Origin of the sequence: Microbacterium sp., from assembly GCF_036566905.1 — a bacterium.
Lineage (GTDB): Bacteria > Actinomycetota > Actinomycetes > Actinomycetales > Microbacteriaceae > Microbacterium.
The window spans coordinates 1-14,798 of record NZ_DATCVK010000059.1; the positions used below are offsets into that span (position 1 = coordinate 1).

13 protein-coding genes are annotated in these 14,798 nt (G+C 70.8%); 8 read left to right on the forward strand and 5 right to left on the reverse strand.

Annotated features, from left to right (window positions below; genetic code table 11):
• The coding region (ligM, locus tag VIP82_RS04880; protein ID WP_331906224.1) for a vanillate/3-O-methylgallate O-demethylase at window positions 1-1,287 on the reverse strand (1,287 nt) is incomplete at its 3' end.
• A gap of 146 nt (window positions 1,288-1,433) precedes the next feature.
• Here ligM and VIP82_RS04885 point away from each other — a divergent pair.
• From VIP82_RS04885 to VIP82_RS04900, 4 genes are read left to right on the forward strand one after another with little or no spacing between them, the layout of a single operon-like run.
• Window positions 1,434-2,189, forward strand: a complete 756-nt coding sequence (locus VIP82_RS04885; protein WP_331906226.1) for a PIG-L deacetylase family protein — start codon at window positions 1,434-1,436, stop codon at window positions 2,187-2,189.
• A gap of 36 nt (window positions 2,190-2,225) precedes the next feature.
• Window positions 2,226-2,942, forward strand: coding sequence for a 4-carboxy-4-hydroxy-2-oxoadipate aldolase/oxaloacetate decarboxylase (locus tag VIP82_RS04890; RefSeq protein ID WP_331906228.1), 717 nt, complete (start codon window positions 2,226-2,228; stop codon window positions 2,940-2,942).
• Window positions 2,929-4,077 (forward strand): 4-oxalomesaconate tautomerase, encoded by a 1,149-nt coding sequence (locus VIP82_RS04895; protein ID WP_331906230.1) that lies wholly within the window; start codon window positions 2,929-2,931, stop codon window positions 4,075-4,077. Before VIP82_RS04890 ends, VIP82_RS04895 begins: the two co-directional genes overlap by 14 nt.
• A 40-nt stretch (window positions 4,078-4,117) precedes the next feature.
• Window positions 4,118-5,065 carry a VOC family protein gene (locus tag VIP82_RS04900; RefSeq protein WP_331906232.1) on the forward strand — a complete coding sequence of 316 codons (948 nt, stop codon included), beginning with the start codon at window positions 4,118-4,120 and terminating at the stop codon, window positions 5,063-5,065.
• Between the two features lie 188 nt (window positions 5,066-5,253).
• Here VIP82_RS04900 and VIP82_RS04905 read toward each other — a convergent pair whose 3' ends face one another.
• From VIP82_RS04905 to VIP82_RS04915, 3 genes are all read right to left on the reverse strand, one after another.
• On the reverse strand, window positions 5,254-6,366 hold the full coding sequence (locus VIP82_RS04905) for a 5-methyltetrahydropteroyltriglutamate--homocysteine S-methyltransferase (RefSeq protein ID WP_331906234.1): 1,113 nt from the start codon (window positions 6,364-6,366) through the stop codon (window positions 5,254-5,256).
• A 64-nt stretch (window positions 6,367-6,430) separates the two neighbouring features.
• Entirely contained in the window at window positions 6,431-7,342 is a 912-nt protein-coding gene (locus VIP82_RS04910; protein ID WP_331906246.1) for a serine hydrolase, read from the reverse strand.
• 64 nt (window positions 7,343-7,406) lie between these two features.
• Window positions 7,407-9,371, reverse strand: coding sequence for a M13 family metallopeptidase (locus VIP82_RS04915; protein WP_331906236.1), 1,965 nt, complete (start codon window positions 9,369-9,371; stop codon window positions 7,407-7,409).
• Window positions 9,372-9,516: 145 nt separating this feature from the next.
• On the opposite strand from VIP82_RS04915, the gene VIP82_RS04920 reads away from it, so the two are divergent.
• The 3 genes from VIP82_RS04920 to VIP82_RS04930 all read left to right on the forward strand — a co-directional run bounded on the left by VIP82_RS04920 (window position 9,517) and on the right by VIP82_RS04930 (window position 13,218).
• On the forward strand, window positions 9,517-10,836 hold the full coding sequence (locus tag VIP82_RS04920; RefSeq protein ID WP_331906238.1) for an MATE family efflux transporter: 1,320 nt from the start codon (window positions 9,517-9,519) through the stop codon (window positions 10,834-10,836).
• Window positions 10,837-10,933: 97 nt separating this feature from the next.
• The gene (locus tag VIP82_RS04925) at window positions 10,934-11,995 is read left to right on the forward strand and encodes a semialdehyde dehydrogenase (RefSeq protein ID WP_331906240.1); all 1,062 of its coding nucleotides are present in this window, start codon (window positions 10,934-10,936) and stop codon (window positions 11,993-11,995) included.
• Complete coding sequence (locus VIP82_RS04930; RefSeq protein ID WP_331906242.1) at window positions 11,992-13,218, forward strand: NAD(P)/FAD-dependent oxidoreductase; 1,227 nt, start codon at window positions 11,992-11,994, stop codon at window positions 13,216-13,218. The genes VIP82_RS04925 and VIP82_RS04930 overlap by 4 nt, the downstream gene beginning before the upstream one ends.
• 12 nt (window positions 13,219-13,230) lie before the next feature.
• On the opposite strand, the gene VIP82_RS04935 is transcribed toward VIP82_RS04930, so the two are convergent.
• Window positions 13,231-13,833, reverse strand: a complete 603-nt coding sequence (locus VIP82_RS04935) for a TrmH family RNA methyltransferase (RefSeq protein ID WP_331906248.1) — start codon at window positions 13,831-13,833, stop codon at window positions 13,231-13,233.
• Window positions 13,834-14,112: 279 nt separating this feature from the next.
• Here VIP82_RS04935 and VIP82_RS04940 point away from each other — a divergent pair.
• Window positions 14,113-14,798, forward strand: a 686-nt coding sequence (locus VIP82_RS04940) for an Nramp family divalent metal transporter (protein WP_331906244.1), incomplete at its 3' end; no start/stop codon positions are given.

Genomic DNA, 14,798 nt, shown 5'->3' on the forward strand with positions numbered 1-14,798 from the left:
CGACGTGCCGCCGTTCGGCTCACCCCAGACGACCTTGAGCTCCGTGCCCTCGGGCACGTTCGCGTCGACCGTTGCCAGCGAGAGGCCGCGGCGCTCGTTCGCGCTGTACCCGGTGAACATCGAGAATCCGACGACGGTGCCGTCGGCGTCGACGACCGCGTCGTAGTTCGCCGAACCGTAGTTCGCGAGCGGCAGGTCGAAGAACTTGTAGTTCGGTCCGTCGACGTTGAGCAGCGAGGTGAAGACCTTGCCGAGGTCCTCGGCGTCCCACGCGAGGGTGACCTTCTTGCGCTGCGAGGCCTGGTCGACCTTCTCGAGTGCGTCGCGTCCGATGAAGTCGTGGTCGAACTTCACGAACGAGCCGTAGCCGAGGTCCCAAGGGTTGAGGTAGTAGTCCTCGATGTCCTCCGACACGAACGATCCGGCGAGGGCGTTGATCGCCTCGTAGCTGCTCGCCGGCAGCCACTCGCGGTAGCGCCGCTCGATGTCTCCGCCGGTGTAGATCGCGGGAAGCGGCGACGGGATCCACCCCGACTCGAGGGTGTTCGACGAGTACGCGCGCGAACCGCACGGCTCGATGCCGAACTCACGCCCCGCCTCGAGCACGGCATCCCGGATCCTCCCGTGCTGCTCGTACGGCCCCCAGATCTCGAGGCCGGGCGCTCCGGCCATGCCGTGCCGGAGGGTGCGCACGTGCTCGCCGGCGATCTCGAGCTCTCCCATGTGGAAGAACCGCACCTGCTCGACCTCGCGGCCGGCGAGCTTCTCGATGATCTGCCAGGCGTTCGGGCCCTGGATCTGGAAGCGATAGAACTCGCGTGTCACCGCCTCGCCGTACGGGCGCGACGGCGAGCGGTCGTCGTAGCGGGTCTCGACGCCGTAGCCGCCGGTCTCGGCGTGGAACTGCAGCCAGTTGGCGCCGGGCGCGCGGCCGACGTAGACGTACTCGTCCTCGGCGAGGTGGAACAGGATGCCGTCGCCGATCACCCCGCCGGTCGAGGACGTCGGCACGAACTGCTTGGCGGTGTTCACCGGGAAGTTGGCGAACGAGTTGACGCCGGTGTCCGACAGCAGCTTCAGCGCGTCGGGGCCGGTCATGAAGAAGTTCACCATGTGGTGCGTCTGGTCGTAGAGCACCGCCGTCTCACGCCAGGCCTTCTGCTCACGGCGCCAGTTCGTGAACTCCGCGGGCACGACGGGGTAGATGTAGGTGCCGAGCTGCGAGTTCCGCAGCATCTCGACCACGCTCCCCTGTTCGTCCATGAGCTCCTGCAGGTTGCTCGCCATGAGTTCCTCGACTTCCTCGTCCAGTGTTTCGGGGTGACCTGAGCGCGATGCTACGTGTCCGCTATACCTACGTCCAGAGGTATACGGTCGCCACGATTGTAGACAATTTGTTGACCATTTCGCCATGGGTGTGATTCGCTGGCCCCATGACAGACACTGCCGACACGCTCCTCGTCGTCAGCGCCCACGCCGGCGACTTCGTCTGGCGGGCAGGCGGCGCGATCGCCGCCGCGGCCCTCCGCGGCGAGCGCGCGGTGGTCGCCTGCCTGTCGTACGGCGAGCGCGGCGAGTCGGCCAGCCAATGGCTCGACGGCAGGTCCTTGGATGAGATCAAGCGCATCCGCCGCGACGAGGCGGAGGCTGCGGCATCCGCTCTCGGAGCCGAGATCGAATTCCTCGACCTGGGCGACTACCCGCTCGCCGAGTCGCGCGAGGCCGTCGCTCGCCTGGTCGACCTGTACCGGCGGGTGCAGCCCACCGTGGTACTCACGCACACCCTCCGCGACCCGTACAACGGCGACCACCCCGCCGCGGCGCGCATGGCCCTCGACGCCCGCGTGCTGGCGCAGGCGATCGGCGTGGCGAACTCCGACGGAAGCTACCCCTCGAAAGATGACATCATCGGCGCCCCGCCCGTCTTCTTCTTCGAGCCGCACCAGCCCGAGCAGTGCGACTTCACCCCGAACGTCCTCCTCGACATCACGGAGGCGTTCCCGCGCAAGCGCGCCGCGATGGAGTGCCTGCCCGCCCAGAAGCACATGTGGTCGTACTACACCGACCTCGCGACCCGCCGCGGCGTGCAGCTCAAGCGCAACGCCGGCCCGAACCTGGGTCTCCCCCACGACACGATGGGCGAGGCCTACATGCGGCACTTCCCGCAGGTCACCCAGACACTGTCATGAGCGGATGGACCTTGTCGTGAGCGGAGGGACCTGGTCGTGAGCGGTCCGGTGGTCGTCACCGACATCGAGCGGGCGGATGCCGCCACCGCCGACGCCCTGGGCGTGCACGGCGTCGCGACGGTGCACGAGGCGATGGGTCGCACCGGGCTCGTGGGTGCCGGCATCCGTCCCATCCAGGACGGCGTCCGGATCGCGGGCACGGCCGTCACGGTGCTATGCCACCCCGGCGACAACCTCATGATCCACGCGGCCGTCGAGCAATGCCGCGCCGGCGATGTGCTCGTGGTGACGACGACGTCGCCGTCCGTCGACGGGGCGTTCGGCGAACTGTTCGCCACCGCCCTGCACGCCCGAGGGGTGCGCGGGCTCGTCACGACGACCGGGGTGCGCGACATCGCGGAGCTGCGGACGATGGGATTCCCTGCGTGGTCGGCGGCGGTCTTCGCGCAGGGCACCGTCAAGGCGACGCCTGGCTCGGTCAACGTGCCGATCACCCTCGGTGCGGTCACGGTCGCCCCCGGCGACGTCATCGTCGCCGACGACGACGGCGTGCTGCGGGTCCCGCGGCGCGGAGCGGACGAGGCCCTCGCCGCGGCGGACGCCCGCCTCGCGAAGGAGGAGGCCGACCGCGAGGCGTACCGCGGCGGCCAGCTGAGCCTCGACCGCAAGGGGCTGCGACCGCTTCTGGCCGAGCTCGGCGTCGAGTACCTGACGCAGGCGGACTGGGAGGCGCGAGACCGTGAACGCGGCTGAGCAGCCGGTCGCGGGCGAGCCGTCGGTCGCGGGCGCGGCATCGGTCGCAAGCACGGCATCGGTAGAGACGGCGGTGCGCGACGGCATCCGCTGCATGCTCATGCGCGGCGGCACGTCGAAGGGGGCGTACTTCCTCGCCTCGGATCTGCCGAGCGACCGCGCAGCGCGCGACGACCTGCTGCTGCGGATCATGGGATCGCCCGACCCGCGCCAGATCGACGGCATCGGGGGCGCGCACCCGCTCACCAGCAAGGTCGCGGTCGTGTCGCGCTCCGCAGTGGCCGGCATCGACGTCGACTACCTGTTCCTGCAGATCGGCGTCGACGCGCCGACCGTGGGCGACGCGCAGACCTGCGGCAACCTGCTCGCCGGCATCGGGCCGTTCGCGGTCGAGCGCGGCCTCGTGCCCGCGACCGGGGAGCGCACGACGGTCCGCATCCGGCTGCTGAACACCGGCGACATCGCCACTGCCGAGTTCCCGACCGTCGACGGGCGCCCCGAGTACGACGGCGACGCGGTGATCGACGGCGTCCCCGGCACGGGATCCGCGATCGAACTCGAAGTCGGCGGCGGGGCCGACAAGCCGCTACTTCCGACCGGCCACGCCTCCGACGAGATCGACGGCCACACGGTCACGTTGATCGACAACGGGATGCCAGTGGTGCTGCTGCGGGCCGAGGAGTTCGGCGTGGACGGCTCGGAGCCGCCCGCCGCACTGGAGGCCGACGACGAGCTCGCCGGGCGCATCGAGCGCGTCCGGCTCGGCGCCGGTCCGCTGATGGGGCTGGGCGACGTCGCCGGGCAGACGGTGCCGAAGATGATCCTGCTGTCGCCGCCCCGCGACGGCGGCGCGATCACGACCCGCGCCTTCATCCCCGCCCGCGTGCACACATCGATCGGCGTGCTGATGGCGGCATCCGTCGCGGCAGCGCTCAGGATCCCCGGCGCCGTCGGGCACGACATCGCCGGCCCGCTCGCCGGCGACGAGACCGCCGTCGAGCACCCCGGTGGCACCTTCCCGTCGCGCGTGAACGTCACGCGCGACGCCGGCGGCACGTGGCGCGCGACCTCGTTCTCGCTCCGCACCGCCCGCAAGCTCTTCGACGGCACGGTCTTCCCCCGCCCGCGCCGGTGATCGCACCCGAGACACCCGAACACGTCAGAGAGGACGCCCCATGACCGCCGACACGTCGTTCGACGTCGCCCACCTCGCCCACGTCGAACTGCTCACCCCGAAGCCCGCGGAGAGCCGGTGGTTCTTCGAAGAGCTCCTCGCGATGCGCGTCGTCGCCGAGGACGGCGACTCGCTCTACCTGCGCACCTGGGACGAGTACCAGCTGTACACGATCAAGCTCACCGCGTCGGATGCCGCGGGCGTGGGTCGCACCTCGTTCCGCGCCTCATCGCCGCAGGCGCTGGAGCGTCGCGTCGCCGCCATCGAGGCGACCGGGCACGGCACCGGATGGACCGAGGGCGACGTGGGCTGCGGGCCGACATACGGGTTCACCGACCCCGACGGGCACGCGATGGCGATCTTCTACGAGGCCGAGCGCTACGTCGCCACCGACGACAAGCCGGCGCTCAAGAACCAGGCCTCGCGCTTCCCGGGCCGGGGCGTGAACGCCCGCCGCCTCGACCACATCAACTACCTCGCGAAGGACGTCGAGGCCAACGGCGAGTTCCTGCGCGACGCGCTGGGCATGCGCGAGTCGGAGCGGATCCGGCTCGACAACGGCCGGTTCGCGGCGTGGTGGTTCCACTTCTCGCTGAAGTCGTACGACGTCGTGTACTCCGACGACTGGACCAAGCACGGCAACCGCCTGCACCACATCGCCTTCGCCCCCGACACCCGCGAAGACATCCTGAAGGCCGCGGACATCTTCCTCGAGAACGGCATCCACATCGAGTCGGGCCCGCACAAGCACGCCATCAACCAGACGTTCTTCCTCTACGTGTGGGAGCCGGGCGGCAACCGCATCGAGTTCGCCCAGGCCGGTGCCCGCCTGCTGCTGGATCCCGATCAGCCCGTCGTCGAGTGGTCCGAGGCCGAGCGCCGCAAAGGCCAGGCCTGGGGCATGAAGACGATCGAGACCTTCCACACGCACGGCACCCCGGTGGTCTGACGCTTCGTCTCGCTCGCTCACTGACCGGAAATCCCGGTCGTTGAGCGAGGGAGCGCCAGCGGCCGAGACGAAACGCCCCGAGCCGCTTTTCTGCGCCAGGTGCGGCGCGTTCCGTCTCGCTCGTTCCTCGCTCGCTCAACGACCGGAGCCCCGGCCCAGACCCGGGAATGAGAGCGTTGGTAAAGGGGTCAGCGCCAGACGTCGGCGGCGATGTCGACGACCTCGCGCACCTTGGCCCACTGCTCTTCCTCGGTGAGGACGTTGCCCTCCTCGGTCGAGGCGAAGCCGCACTGCGGGCTCAGCGCCAGCTGCTCGAGCGGGGCGAACGCGGATGCCTCGTCGATGCGCTTCTTGACGGCGTCCACGTCCTCCAGCTCGCCGCTCTTGGACGTGATCAGTCCCAGCACGACCGTCTTGTCGCCCTCGGGCAGGAACCGCAGCGGCTCGAAGCCGCCGGCGCGCTCGCTGTCGTACTCGAGGAAGTAGCCGTCGTAGGCGGTGTTGCCCAGCAGCTGCTCGGCCACCGGCTCGTAGCCGCCCGACGAGATCCAGGTGGAGCGGAAGTTGCCGCGGCAGACGTGGGTCGTGACGACGAGGTCGTCGGGCTTGCCGTCGAGGATGCGGTTGAGGATGCCGGCATACCGCTCGGCGATGCCGTCGGTGTGGATGCCGCGCTCGCGGGCCTTCTCGAGCTCGACGTCCGAGCACAGGTAGGCCCAGGCGGTGTCGTCGAACTGGAGGTAGCGCGCGCCCGCATCGTAGAACGCGGCGACGGCGTCGCGGTACGCCTGGACGAGGTCGTCGACGATGGCGTCGCGGCCGTCGTACGCCGAGGAGGCGATGTGCCCCGGCTCCAGGCGGAAGTCGAGCACGGTGGGTGCCGGGATGCTGAACTTCGGCACCGCGCCGGTGGTGCGCTCGAGCAGGCTCTTGAGCGAGCGGAAGTGGTCGAGGAACGGGTGGGTGTCGCTGAACCCGATGGTGCCGGTGACCTCGATGCCGCGCGGCTTGGTCTGCACACCCTGGAACTGGATGCCGTGATCGAGCTCGACGATCTCGACGCCGTCGAGCAGGCCGAAGAAGTCGAAGTGCCACCATGAGCGGCGGAACTCGCCGTCGGTCGCGAGCTTCAGGCCGGCGTCGGACTCACGCACGACGAGCTCGGCGATCGCGGTCTCCTCCGCGATGCGCAGCGCGTCGGCATCGATCTGGCCGGAGGCGAAGCGGCGGCGGGCCTCTGCGAGTTCGGCGGGACGGAGGAAGCTGCCGACGATGTCGGCGCGGAACGGCGGTGTTGACACCCTTGCGATGGTACGGGATGCCTTCGCGCGTAGGGAAACCCCGTGTCACGCAAGGACGCCCGCCTCAGAACACGTACTCCATGAGATCGGTGCCCAGCACGCGGAACGCCTCGTGCGCCCGCAGTCGGTGCGAGATCGACAGGTCGTCGAAGCACACGATGAGGGCGTACGACACACCGGCGCGGGGACCCGCCAGCACACCCGCCTCGACGCGGACGCCGGCATCCCGACCGGTCTTGTTGATGAAGAGCAGGCCGTGCTCGTCGTTCTCGTGCGAGAACGGGTCGAGTCCGGTCGCCGATGCCACGAGGGAGAGGTCGTGGTTGAGGCTCAGCCACTCGGCCACCTGCGCGCTCACGCTCGGCGAGACCACCTGCGAGTTGACCAGGGCCGCGAAGACCTCTGCGAGCTCGCGGGCCGAGCCGAGTGCGAAGTGCGGGGCGTCGTCGGGCCCGCGTTCGTCGCGGAAGCGGTCGAGCAGCGCGGAGCGCGAGAGACCGAGGTCCTCGATGCGCGCGCGCACCGCCGGCAGCCCGACCCTCCGCAGCAGCGCGTTGGCGGCCATGGCGTCGCCCGTCGACGCGGTGAGCACCGCGAGGTCGGACAGCGGCAGCGCGGGCGCCTTCAGGTGCTGCCACACTCCCCCGACGCCGACCGGCTCGAGCTGTGCGCGGTCGATGATCTCGAGCGGCTCGAGCCGCCCCGACTCGAACGCCGCGGCCACCTCGATGAGCAGCGGCACCACGCCGAGCCCCGCCACCGGCAGGGTGACGAAGTCGTCGCCCGAGAGCACGGATGTGCCGCGGTCGAGATCGGTGATCCGCACCGAGATCTTGGCACCCGATGCGGCGAGATCGTCGAGCGCCTTCAGCGTCGACGTGAACGAACGACGTCCGGCAGCCGCCCTCTTCGGCAGCCGCCGGCCGGTGCTCCGTCGCGCCCCCCGCAGCGACTCGGCGTCCCTTCTGGGCTCGATGCCCACGGAGTTTCCCTCCCATTGATGTTGTTGCGGGGCGAACGGGCCGCACGCGGCCCGGACGTCACCAGATGGTGACGCGCTGATCCTCGTCGAGCCAGAGAGCATCCGACGGCGTCACTCCGAATGCATCGTAGAACGCGTCGACGTTGCGGACGATCTGATTGCACCGGAACTCGTTGGGCGAGTGCGGGTCGATCGTCAGCAGACGGATGGTCTCGGCATCCCGCCCCTTCTGCTGCCAGATCTGTCCCCAGCTGAGCAGCAGACGCTGGATGCCGGTGAAGCCGTCCAGCTCCGGCGCCTCGGCATCGCCCAGCGACAGGGCGTAGGCCCTGATCGCGATGCCGAGACCGCCGAGGTCTCCGATGTTCTCGCCGATCGTGAGCGCGCCGTTGACGGTGTTCTCCGGAGCGAGGCCCTGCGGCACCAGGGCGTCGAACTGGGCGATGAGGTTCTTGGTGCGCTCCTCGAAAGCCGCGCGGTCATCGTCGGTCCACCAGTCGCGCAGCGACCCGTCGCCGTCGAAGCGGCTGCCCTGGTCGTCGAAGCCGTGGCCGATCTCGTGGCCGATGACCGCGCCGATGCCGCCGTAGTTCGCAGCGGCGTCGCGCTCTGCGTCGAAGAAGGGGTACTGGAGGATCGCCGCAGGGAACACGATCTCGTTCATCAGCGGGTTGTAGTACGCATTGACGGTCTGCGGCGTCATGAACCACTCGTCGCGGTCGATCGGCTGGCCGACCTTGGCGAGCTGCCGGTCGTGCTCCCACACGTGGGCGCGGCGGACGTTGCCGACGAGGTCCTCGGCGTCGATCTCGAGCGCCGAGTAGTCCTTCCACTTCACCGGGTACCCGATCTTCGGGGTGAAGGCGTCGAGCTTCGCGAGCGCGCGCTCGCGGGTCTCGGGAGTCATCCACTCGAGCCCGGAGATCGACTGGCGATAGGCCTCGATGAGGTTGGCGACCAGCTCGTCCATCGCGACCTTCGACGCCGGCGGGAAGTGACGCTCGACGTAGACGCGGCCGATCGCCTCGCCCATCGCCGCCTCGGTGAGGCTGACGCCGCGCTTCCACCGCTCGCGGTTGACCGGCACGCCGGTGAGCTGCGTCCCGTAGAAGCCGAAGTTCTCGGCGACGAACTCGTCCGACAGGAACGGCGCCGCCGAGTGCACGACGGTGAACCGCAGCCATGCCTTCCAGTCGTCGAGGCGGTCCTCGACGAGCAGGGCGCCGAGACCCTCGAAGAAGCTCGGCTGGTACACGTTGATCTCGGCGAACGCATCGGCGTGGTCGGAGGCCGCCCCCTCGCGCCACGGCGTCAGGTCGACGCCGACGAGCGCCTGCACCTCGTCCCACGTCTTGAGGTTGTAGGTCTTGACCGCGTCGCGGCTCGCGACGTTGTCCCAGTGGTGGGTGGCGATCTCGGTCTCGATCGCGACGATGCGATCGGCGGAGGCCTCGGCCTCGGCCACGCCGGCGAGCTCCAGGATCCGCTGCACGTGCGCGCGGAACGCGATGCGGGTCTCCTGGAAGTTGTCGAGGCGGTAGTAGCTCTCGTCCGGCAGCGAGAGGCCGCCCTGGATGAAGAACGGCACGTAGCGCTCGGGGTTGCCCGGGTCGGGCTCGATGTACAGGTGGATGAGCGCCGCGATGCCCTCGCGCTCGAACTCGCCGATCGTGCGGAGGAAGCCGGGGATGTCGGCGACCGCGTCGACGCGCGCCAGTACGTCCGCGAGGGGTGCCGCACCCTGCGCGTCGATGCGCTCGGTGTCCATGAAGCTCGTGTAGAGGTCGCCGATCTTGCGCGCCTCGGTGCCGGGCTCAGCCTGCTGCGACTCCTCGACGATCGCGTGCACGTCCTTCTCGGCCTGCTCCGCGATGAGGTGGAACGAGCCCCACCTCGCCTTGTCCTCGGGGATCTCGGTCCGATCCAGCCACGAGCCGTTGACGTAGCGGAACAGGTCGTCCTGAGGGCGGATCTCGGCGCTGAGTTCCTCGAGCGCGAGACCGGAGCGGGGGGCGTCGGTCATGCGTTCCAGGGTAACCGTCCCCAGGTGTGCGAATCCTCGGTGAGGCACCGATCCGGGGCCGTGACCGCATTGTGATGATGACGGATGCCGAGGGCCGGCGTCGGAGCGCGCCGCCGGCGTCGGCGGCGCCTCCTAGGCTCGGAGGGTGACGACCGACACCCTGAATCGCGACATCCTGCGGCTCGCGGTGCCGGCGCTCGGCGCCCTGATCGCCGAGCCGCTTTTCCTCATCGTCGACTCCGCGCTCGTCGGGCACCTCGGCGTCGAGCCGCTCGCCGGACTCGGCATCGCGTCCGCGGTGCTGCAGACCATCGTCGGGCTGATGGTCTTCCTCGCCTACTCGACGACGCCGGCCGTCGCCCGCCGGTTCGGCGCGGGCGACCCGTCCCGCGCCGTGTCGGTCGGCATCGACGGCATGTGGCTCGCCCTCGGCATCGGCGCCGTGCTGGCACTCGTCGGCTATGCCGCCACGCCTGCTCTCGTCGGGCTGTTCGGCGCGACGCCCGAGGTCGCCCAGCAGGCCGAGATCTACCTGGGCATCTCGATGTGGGGACTGCCCGCCATGCTGGTCGTCTTCGCCGCGACCGGCCTCCTCCGCGGCATGCAGGACACGGTGACGCCGCTGTGGATCGCGGGCCTCGGCTTCGGCGCCAACGCCCTCCTCAACTGGGCGTTCATCTACGGCTTCGGGTGGGGCATCGCGGGCTCCGCCGTCGGCACCGTCGTCGCGCAGTGGGGCATGGTGGCCGCGTACGCGGTCGTCGTGGGGCGCCTGGCCCGCCGGCACGAGGCATCCATCCGCCCGCAGCGCGAAGGGGTGCGCGGCTCGGCGCGGTCGGGCGGGTGGCTGTTCCTGCGCACGGTTTCGCTGCGGATCGCCCTGCTCGCGACCGTGGCGGTCGCGACGGGCCTCGGCACGGTCGAGCTCGCGGGCTGGCAGGTCGCGTTCACGATCTTCTCAACAGCGGCGTTCGCGCTCGATGCGCTGGCGATCGCGGCCCAGGCACTCATCGGCAAGGGCCTCGGCGCCGAACAGACCGGGCTCGTGCGGCGCGTGCTCGGGCGCACCGTGGCGTGGGGAGCCTGGTTCGGCGTGATCACCGGAGCGCTGATCGGCGCGCTGTCGGGCGTGATCGGGCTGCTGTTCACCGGCGACCCCGGCATCGCCGCGCTGGTGCAGCCGGCACTCATCGTGCTCGCCATCGCGCAGCCGGTGTGCGGCGTCGTGTTCGTGCTCGATGGCGTGCTCATCGGAGCCGGCGACGCGAAGTACCTCGCCATCGTCGGGGTGCTCAACCTGGTGCCGTTCGTCCCCGCGCTCGTGCTCGTCGCGGTGCTGCACCCGGTCGGCGCGGCGGGGCTCGCGTGGCTCGCGCTGTCGTTCTTCGGCGTCTACATGCTCGCGCGCCTGATCACCCTCGGCTGGCGCGTGCGCGGGTCCGCCTGGCTCACGGCCGGCGCCTGACACCGACACGCCGGCCTTCGGACGGACGGTATCAGCGCCGCCCCGGTTGGCTCCTTGCTCGCATGGCGTGCACACGGCGACGCCAGGAGGAGTAGCCATGTCCGGTACCGGATCATTCGCGTTCACCGTTCACCCCCGCGCGCGTCTGCGCGAGGACCTCGCGCGCGCCTGGCGGCCGCTCGGTCTCGTACCCGAGCGCGTCTACGACACGGCTCTGCGCCGCCTGCCGCTGCCTCCGGTCACGATGGCGGGCGTGCAGATCGGCGGCGAGCGCGCCGGCCACGTCGTGCTGGTCCCGTTCGGTGCCCGGCACCTGCTCTCGGACATCGAGGAGGGGCGACGCCGCGTGAGCCGTGCGGTGGACCGCGCCGCCGCTCTCGGCGCCGACGTCGTCGGCCTCGGGGCGCTCACCGCGACGGTCACCGCCGGCGGCCTCACGCTGCGCGAGCGCACCGACATCGCCGTGACGAACGGGAACGCCTTCACGGCAGCGATCGTGGAGGATCAGATCCGGATGCTGCTGCCTCACGTCTCCGCACGGACCGGACGGCCGCACGTGGCCATCGTCGGCGCGACCGGCAGCGTCGGCACGGCGGTCACGAAGCTGCTCGCCCGCGACAGCGCCGGCGCGCAGCTGACACTCATCGCGCGCACAGAGGGGCGGCTGAAGGCGCTCGCGGCGGCGATCGCCGACGACGTGGATGTGGACGTCGCCCAGACCATCGACGCGGTCCGCGCTGCCGATCTCGTCGTGCTGCTCACGGCGTCCGCCGACACGCTCCTGGGTCCGGAGCACCTGGCATCGAGTGCGGTGGTGCTCGACGCCACCCAGCCGCGCAACACGTCGCCCGCGCTCGCGTCGGCACGACCCGACGTGCTCGTCGTCGACGGCGGCATCGTCGCGATCCCGAGCCTCCGCCTCACCGGCGGCGAGATCGGCCTGCCGGACGGCCGCTCGTACGCCTGCTTCGCCGAGACGGCGATCCTCGCGCTCTCCGGCCACTCCGGCCATTTCTCGCTGGGCAATCCGACGCTCGAGCAGGTCGCCGCCATCCGCGAGCGGGCACGGAGCCTCGGTCACCTGGGATTCCATGCCGCCGAGCCGACGAGCTTCGGCAGACCCGTCGCACTCGAGGCGCACTCGGCGGTGATCGCATGACCCGTGTGGTGATCCTCGGCGGCGGCTACGTGACGTTGCACGCCTATGCGAAGCTCGTGCGGCGCTGCGCGCGCGACGTCCGCCGGGGCGACCTCGAGATCGTCGTGATCTCCGCCGATCACGCGCACCGGTTCCACGGCTTCACGGGTGAGCTCGTCGCAGGCATGGTGCGCCCCGATCGCCTGGCCACGCCGTTGTCGGAGGCGATGCCGCTCGCGCGGATCGTCCGCGGCCGTGCCGCGAGCGTCGACACCGTCGGCCGCTCGGTGTCGTACCGCCGCGACGGCGACGCCGCGATCGAGACCCTGGCATACGACCAGCTCGTGGTCGGCACCGGCGCTGCCGAGCCGACAGCCGGTGTCACCGGGCTCCGGGACCACGGCTTCACGCTGCGCGGGCCCGATGAGATCGGGGTCCTCGCGGATCACCTGGCCACGGTGCCGCGCTCGCCCGTCGTCGTCGCGGGGGGCGGGATCGCCGGCGCCGAGCTGGCTGCTGCCATCGCCGATCGCGGCCATCCGGTCACCCTGGTCCACGCCGCCGGCCGGATCCTGGCCGAGTGGTCCGACCAGCCGCGACTCGTCGCACGAGCCGAGGCCGAGCTCGATCGGCTCGGCGTGCGGGTGATTCCGCGCACGCGCCTCACCGAGGTGACCCCGACCGATGCGGTGCTCTCGGATGGCACGACCCTGCCCACGACGACCGTGGTCGCCACCACGGGTCAGCAGCCGGTGCGCCTTCCCGGACTCGACCGGTGGCGCGATGAGCGCGGGCGCCTGCGTACGAGCCGCACACTCGCGGTCACCGCCGGCGTCTGGGCGGCGGGCGACGGCGCCCGGGTGTCGCATCCCGGCACGGGCGAGCCGGTGCCGGCCAACGCGCTGTGGGCGATCAAGGGCGGCGACCACATCGGCCGCGCGCTCGTCCGCGAGCTGCGCGGGCGCCCCGCGAGGCTGTTCACCTATCCGGGACTCGGTCGCGCCGCGTCGTTCGGCTACGGCCGCGGTCTCTCGGAGCTGTACGGCGTGCCGTTCACCGGTGCGCTCGCCTGGCTGCTGCGGCTGGTGTTCTTCCTGCGCTTCATGCCGTCACGGTCTCGCGCGGCCGGGGTCGTGGCCGATCTCGTGCGCTTCGCCGTCACGCCGCGCAGTGGACGACGGGTGCGCGCCGTTCCCGTTGCGACCCCGTTGGCCTCACCGGCCGTGCGTGCTGAAGCAGCGTGAGCGCGCCCCGGCTCACGCCCAGCGACGGCACCACTCGTACATGACGACAGCCGCGGCGGCGCTCGCGTTCATCGAGCGGGTCGAGCCGTACTGCTCGATCTGGACGGTCGCGGATGCCGCGGCGAGCGCCTCGGGTGAGAGCCCCGGACCCTCCTGACCGAACAGCAGCACGCACGCCTCCGGCAGGTCGGCGGCCGGGAGGGGCTTCGACCCCTCGACGTTGTCGATCGCGATCACCGGCAAGGATGCGGCATCCGCCCACTGGACGAAGGCCTCGACCGTCTCGTGATGGCGCACGTGCTGGTAGCGGTCGGTGACCATCGCGCCGCGGCGGTTCCAGCGGCGCTTGCCGATGATGTGCACCTCGGCGGCGAGGAACGCGTTGGCGCTGCGCACGATGGAGCCGATGTTCATGTCGTGCTGCCAGTTCTCGATCGCGACGTGGAATGCGTGGCGGCGCGTGTCGAGGTCGGCGACGATGGCGTCCATCGTCCAGTAGCGGTAGGCGTCGACGACGTTGCGCGCGTCGCCGTGCGCCAGCAGCTCGGGGTCGTACCGCGGGTCGTCGGGCCACGCGTCGGGTCCACCCGGCCAGGGGCCGACACCCACCGGCAGCGTGGGCTCGGCGGGCTCGGAACCTGGTTCCGGGCCTCGGTCGGGCCCGGTCTCGGGCGCGGGGTCGTGCGCGGTCGCGTCGGGCGAGGTCACCGGCCCAGGCTATCCGCCGTGCGCTGACTCCTCCCCGACCGCCGGACGCGGTGCCGACGCGTAAGGCCGAGGTGCGACGGCCGGGATCCTGAGGAGTTCGTCCTCGATCTGCCAGCCGTGTCACTTTTCGGCGTACCGAAAAACGGCTAGGATTTCGGTGTGCCGAAAACTGCCGACGATGTCAGGATGCCGCCAGCCACCACCCGCCGCTCGCTTCCCCGCCTGGCGTGGCTGATCGGTCCTGCGCTCGTGGCCGGCGTCGCGTATCTCGACCCCGGCAATGTGGCCAGCAACATGACGGCGGGAGCCCGCTACGGCTACCTGCTGGTCTGGGTGGTCGTGCTCGGCAACGTCATGGCCTGGCTCATCCAGTACCTCTCCGCCAAGCTCGGCATCGTCACGGGCAAGAGCCTGCCCGAGACGCTCGGTGACCGCATCCGCTCGAAATGGGGTCGCCGCGCATACTGGCTGCAGGCCGAGCTCGTCGCGATGGCGACCGACATCGCCGAGGTGATCGGCGGCGCGGTCGCGCTGAACCTGCTGTTCGGCATCCCGCTCCTGTGGGGCGGCGTGATCACCGGCACCGTGTCGATCGCGCTGCTGCTGATCCAGTCGCGCCGCGGCCCGCGCCCGTTCGAGTTCGTGATCATCGGGCTGCTCGCCATCATCGCGATCGGCTTCTCGTTCGGCGTCTTCGTCGCGCCGCCCGACGGCGCCAGCGTCGTCGCGGGCCTCGTACCGCGATTCGAGGGCACCGACTCGGTGCTGCTGGCCGCCTCGATCCTCGGCGCGACGATCATGCCGCACGCCATCTACGCGCACAGCGCGCTGGCGCGCGACCGCTTCGCGCCGCGCGCGGCCACGCTCAGCGC

Excerpts from the sequence above, each read along its gene's own strand:
- VIP82_RS04915 (WP_331906236.1), bottom strand. The coding sequence starts at position 9,371 with ATGACCGACGCCCCCCGCTCCGGTCTCGCGCTCGAGGAACTCAGCGCC.
- VIP82_RS04925 (WP_331906240.1), top strand. The coding sequence starts at position 10,934 with ATGTCCGGTACCGGATCATTCGCGTTCACCGTTCACCCCCGCGCGCGT.
- VIP82_RS04885 (WP_331906226.1), top strand. The coding sequence starts at position 1,434 with ATGACAGACACTGCCGACACGCTCCTCGTCGTCAGCGCCCACGCCGGC.
- VIP82_RS04930 (WP_331906242.1), top strand. The coding sequence starts at position 11,992 with ATGACCCGTGTGGTGATCCTCGGCGGCGGCTACGTGACGTTGCACGCC.
- VIP82_RS04900 (WP_331906232.1), top strand. The coding sequence starts at position 4,118 with ATGACCGCCGACACGTCGTTCGACGTCGCCCACCTCGCCCACGTCGAA.